The 5,412-nt window shown below is 26.8% G+C and carries 6 protein-coding genes; 3 read left to right on the forward strand and 3 right to left on the reverse strand.

Annotated features, from left to right (window positions below):
* Positions 1-128: 128 nt before the first annotated feature.
* The 3 genes from metG to ACTT83_RS06425 are packed head-to-tail and all read left to right on the forward strand — an operon-like array spanning position 129 to position 3,201.
* A complete protein-coding gene (gene metG / locus ACTT83_RS06415) occupies positions 129-1,670 on the forward strand; it encodes a methionine--tRNA ligase (protein WP_440919253.1) in 1,542 nt (513 codons plus the stop codon).
* Entirely contained in the window at positions 1,663-2,424 is a 762-nt protein-coding gene (locus ACTT83_RS06420; RefSeq protein ID WP_440919254.1) for a TatD family hydrolase, read from the forward strand. Before metG ends, ACTT83_RS06420 begins: the two co-directional genes overlap by 8 nt.
* Before the next feature lie 6 nt (positions 2,425-2,430).
* Positions 2,431-3,201: an MBL fold metallo-hydrolase gene (locus ACTT83_RS06425; protein ID WP_440919255.1), complete on the forward strand. Its 771-nt coding sequence runs from the start codon at positions 2,431-2,433 to the stop codon at positions 3,199-3,201.
* Here ACTT83_RS06425 and ACTT83_RS06430 read toward each other — a convergent pair.
* From ACTT83_RS06430 to ACTT83_RS06440, 3 genes are read right to left on the reverse strand one after another with little or no spacing between them, the layout of a single operon-like run.
* Positions 3,196-3,741, reverse strand: a complete 546-nt coding sequence (locus ACTT83_RS06430; RefSeq protein WP_440919256.1) for a glutathione peroxidase — start codon at positions 3,739-3,741, stop codon at positions 3,196-3,198. The genes ACTT83_RS06425 and ACTT83_RS06430 overlap by 6 nt on opposite strands.
* Positions 3,738-4,910, reverse strand: coding sequence for a Na+/H+ antiporter NhaA (gene nhaA, locus ACTT83_RS06435; RefSeq protein ID WP_440919257.1), 1,173 nt, complete (start codon positions 4,908-4,910; stop codon positions 3,738-3,740). Before nhaA ends, ACTT83_RS06430 begins: the two co-directional genes overlap by 4 nt.
* 2 nt (positions 4,911-4,912) lie before the next feature.
* Positions 4,913-5,386: a zinc-ribbon domain-containing protein gene (locus ACTT83_RS06440; RefSeq protein ID WP_440919258.1), complete on the reverse strand. Its 474-nt coding sequence runs from the start codon at positions 5,384-5,386 to the stop codon at positions 4,913-4,915.
* Positions 5,387-5,412 lie beyond the last annotated feature (26 nt).

A 5,412-nucleotide genomic window follows, 5' to 3' on the forward strand; every position in this document is an offset into this window, starting at 1 on the left:
TTTGATAAAAAATATTTCAGTTTCAAATTTAGATATTTACAATTATTTTTTGAAAAGAATTAATGATTTTAAGAAATTCAATTTAGATGACGAATCTTTATTTTTAGAAATAAATTCAAAACTTTTAAATGGATAAAAATTACTATATTACAACACCTATTTATTATCCCTCAGCCAAACCTCATATGGGACATGCTTATTCAAGTATTATTGCTGATTTTTTTGCCAGGTTTAAAAGAATAGATGGATATAAAGTTTATTTTCTGACTGGGACTGATGAGCACGGTTTAAAAATTCAAAGAGCTGCAGAAAAAAAAGGAGTTGAACCTCTTGCGTTCTGTGATGAAATTAGCAAAACATTCAAGAATTTATCAAAAACTTTAAATTTAACAAATAGTGATTTTATAAGAACTACTGAGTCTCGACACAAAAAATCTGTTCAATATTTATGGGAAGAATTAAAAAAAAATGATGATATTTATTTATCAAAATATTCTGGTTGGTATTCAGTGTCGGATGAGGCGTTCTACAATGAGGATGAGATTGAAGATCTTGATAATAAAAAAGTAGCCATATCATCTAAATCTCCTGTTGAATGGGTTGATGAGGAATCTTATTTTTTTAGATTATCTAAGTGGGAAAAGGCATTATTAGAATTTTATGAAAAAAATCCTGATTTTATTTCTCCAGCATCTAGGAAAAATGAGGTTATAAGTTTTGTTAAAAGTGGATTAAAAGATTTGTCAGTAAGTAGAAAAAGTTTTTCATGGGGTATTAAAGTTCCAAATGATGATGATCATGTCATATATGTATGGTTAGATGCTCTCACTAATTATATAAGTGCTTTAAATTATCCCAATAAAGATGATGAATTATATAAAAAATTTTGGCCAGCATCTGTTCACTTGATTGGAAAAGATATATTAAGATTTCACGCAATATATTGGCCTGCGTTCCTATTGGCCGCAAAAATTACTCCTCCAAAAAAAGTTTACGGACATGGATGGATATTATCTAATGAGGAAAAAATGTCAAAATCAAAAGGAAATATATTGGATCCATTAGAAATTATAAAACAATATGGACTGGATCCTTTGAGATATTATTTGATAAAAGAAGTTTCATTTGGAAATGATGGTAATATTTCTCAAGAAAGATTAGAGGATTGTATTAATAGTGATTTAGCCAATAATTTTGGTAATTTATGTCAACGTGTATCTGCATTTGTTATTAAAAATTGTGATAGCAAGGTGCCAGAAAAAATTAAATTTGAAAATGATGATATAAAAATTTTAGATGAATATAGTCAGAATTTAGACAATTTGAGATCGGAAATAGATAATCAAAATATTAACTATTATATTGATTATATTGTAAATCGATTATTTGAAGCCAATAAATATTTTAATGACCAGGAGCCGTGGAAAAAAAAAGATGATAAAATTAGGTTAAATACAATAGTTTATACAACTCTTGAAATTGTTAGAAAAGTAACCTTTTTATTATATCCAATTATTCCGCAATCATCTCTTAAAGCACTTAAAATTTTCAATCTTGAGGAAAAAGATGTAATTTTTCAGTCAATTGGAAATAATGAATTTTTAAAAAAAGGAAGTGCTATTAATAAAATTGATATATTATTTAACAAAATAGAAAAAGAAAATGATTGATTCACATTGTCATCTAGATCATGAGCCATTATTTAGTGATCTAAAAAATGTTATACAAAGATCAAAAGAAATTGGTGTTAAAAAATTATTAACAATCTCAACATCTATTGAAAGCTTTTCCAGAGTTAAAGACATTGTAAATAGAGATGAAATTATATTTGGTACAATTGGAATACACCCACATGAGGCAGATAAAAATAACGTTAACTCAGAATTTTTTACAAAAAATTTAAATGAAAATAAAAAAATTATTGGAATTGGGGAAACTGGTCTTGATTTTTATTATGAAAATTCAGATAGAGATAAACAAATAGAAAGTTTTAAAATGCACATTAAAGCTGCATTAGAAGCAAATATACCATTAATTATTCATTCAAGAAATGCCGAAGAAAAAACTTACGAAGTATTAAATGAATATAAAGATGAAAAGTTAAAAATTTTGATGCATTGCTTCACAGGATCTCAAAAATTTGCAGAAAAACTTTTAAAATTTAATTCTTATTTTTCTGCAAGTGGTATTATCACTTTTAAAAATTCTGTTGATCTTCAGAATACATTTAACTCTCTTCCATTAGATAGAATTCTTATTGAAACAGATAGTCCTTTTTTAGCTCCAGTGCCAAATCGAGGAAAAAAAAATGAACCATCATTTATAGATTTTACTGCAGCCAAACTTGCAGAAATAAAGGGGATTGAAAAATCTGAACTTATCAAAATTACCACTAACAATTTTAATAATCTTTTTTTTAATTAAAACTGTATGAAGTTTATAATACTTGGTTGTGGTAGTTCAATGGGTGTACCAAGACCAGATGGTTTTTTTGGTAATTGTGATCCTAAAATCAAGAAGAATTATAGAACACGATGTTCTGCACTATTAAAAACCTCTAATCAAAATATATTGATCGATACTTCACCTGATTTACGTCAACAATTATTAAGACATAAGATTAAAAAAATAGATAAAGTGCTTTTTTCACACATGCATGGTGATCAAACACATGGAATAAATGATCTAAGATCATTTTATATAAGTAGCAAAAACCAAATCAATGTATATGCTGATCCATTTACTTCTAAATATTTAAAAAATAGTTTTTCATATATATTCAAAAGCTACTCTAGAGAGTATCCTGCTACTTTAAAATTGCATAAATTACCAAAAACTTTTTTTACATCTAATAATAAGAAAAAAATTTCTGTTAAATCTATTAAAGTTGAACACGGAAAAGTGAAATCTAATTGCTTTATAATTGATAAGAAATTGGCTTATATAAGCGATGTAAGTAAAATTTACACTAAAGATTTTAGATATTTTAAAAATTTGAAGTTTTTAGTCATAGATTGCCTTTGGTATAATTACCATCCATCACATTTTAACTTAGAGACCTCCCTTTCTATGATAAGAAAGTTCAAACCTAAAAAAGCTATTTTAACCAATTTATCTCCAGTATTAGATTACAAAGTTCTCATGAAAATTTTACCAAAAAACACAATGCCTGCTTTCGATGGGCTTACTCTAAATTTATAAAATACTCTCTATTTTATTAATTATTTTATTTGATAATGGTTTAGTGAAAGAGGAAAATGTATCCTCAATTTTTCCCTCTTTGTTTATTAAAATCTTATGAAAATTCCACTTTGGTACTGCTGAGCTACCATGATTAGTTTTAGCCCATTTAAATAACTCATGTGCATTATTTCCTTTTACCTCTGTAATAACTGAAAGTGGAAATGTGATATTAAAATTTACTTCACAAAATTCTTTAACTTCTGAGTTTTTATTTTTCTCTTGATTAAATGAATTTGACGGTACAGCAAGAACAATTAAACCCTTACTTTTATATCTATCCCAAAGAATTTGAAGTTCCTCATATTGATTTGTAAATCCACAATAGCTTGCTGTATTTACAACTAATACTGTGTTATTTTTAAAATCACTAAAATTTATTATATCGCCCGATATGCTCTCAATATTTAGATCAAAAAAAGTTTTTTCATAATTTGCGTTAGCTGAACTTTTAAAAAAAAACATAATGATTGTAAAACCTAATATAAATTTTTTTGTCATTTATTAGGCGTAAGTAGTATTAAGAAGTAACCAAATAAAGTGGATAAAAATGACCCAGTTAGTACTCCTATTTTTACACCATCCATATATTGCATATTCTCAACAAAAGCTAAATTTCCAACAAAAAGACTCATTGTAAAACCAATACCAGTTAAAACACCCACACCATAAAAGTTATACCAATTTGAATTATTAGGCATTTGAGCAATTTTTGTTTTAATTGATACATATGAAAATACAAAGACACCTAATTGTTTACCTACAAATAATCCTAATAAAATTCCGAGTGGCACTTTATCTAATAAAGAACTAAAAGATAAGCCCTCCAGAGATACTCCTGCATTGGCAAAAGCAAATAAAGGCATAATACCAAAAGCTACGTAGGGACTTATTGCATGTTCAACTTTGATTAACAAAGAAAAATCTTTTTCTTTCTTTCGGTGAGGTATGGTCATTGCTAATAAAACTCCAGCAATAGTAGCGTGAATACCTGAATTATGTGTAAAGTCCCACAGAAATATACCTACAACTAAGTAAGGTAAAAATTTTTTTATATTAAATTTATTTATCACTAACAGGGCAATAAAAGCTAACAGCATAAGCGTTAGGTATTTAATACTCAAATCACCTGAATAAAATAAAGCAATGATAACTATCGCTCCTAAGTCATCAATAATTGCTAAAGCGGTTAAAAAAACTTTTAGAGATAACGGCACTCTCTTTCCTAATAGAGATAATACACCAAGTGAGAAAGCAATGTCGGTAGCAGAGGGAATGGCCCATCCATTCATAGTTTCGCTGTCACCAAAGTTTATAAATACGTAAAATAATGCAGGAACCAACATGCCACCTACAGCAGCAATTATTGGGAGTAAAGCTTGTTTTATATTTGAAAGTTCTCCTTGTAAAAATTCTCTTTTTATTTCTAAAGTGACAAAGAAAAAAAATATTGCCATTAAGGCGTCATTAATCCAATGTAAGACAGATAATTTTAACCCAAAATTGTTAATACCTAAAAATAGGTATTTATTTAACGTTGAAAAATATAAATCAGATAAATTAGAATTGCTGATTATTAGTGCAATTATAGCCGCAAATAGTAAAACTAAACCGCTAGCTGCTTCAAGTTTAAAAAACCATTTAAAAGGTTTAGATAAGTAATTAATCATGATTAAACTAAGTCTTTAATAAATAATTTAATATCTTTCAATATCTCAAAAAGATTAAATATAACAAGCTCAAGAGAAGGGAATAATTGATATAAATACGTACTAAAAGTATCTATGATAACTAATAAAGCAACAAAAGTTATCAAAAGTACAATAAAATACGAAACTAATTTAGTAAATGATAAACTTTTTCTTGGTTTATATCTTGTTATCTCATAATTTTTTTTATCTTTTAATTTAGAATAGCTTTCTTCTTTAAATGTTTTTGCTTCATTTTTTTTTGTTTGACTTATAGTTGGTTTTTCTTTGACATCAATTTTAACATCCTGTTTTATTTCTTTTTTAATATCTGTAATTTTTGGATTATAAAACCAAACATGATTACACGAACCACACTGAATAGTTCTTCCATTTTCAGGAATAAGTTCTGAATTTACTTCAAATACTTTATTACAATTAATACATTCAATAATCATTATTTTATAAAATTAATGTTATGCTT

The sequence above is a fragment of the Candidatus Pelagibacter sp. genome, assembly GCF_052049775.1.
Taxonomy (GTDB): Bacteria; Pseudomonadota; Alphaproteobacteria; order Pelagibacterales; family Pelagibacteraceae; genus Pelagibacter.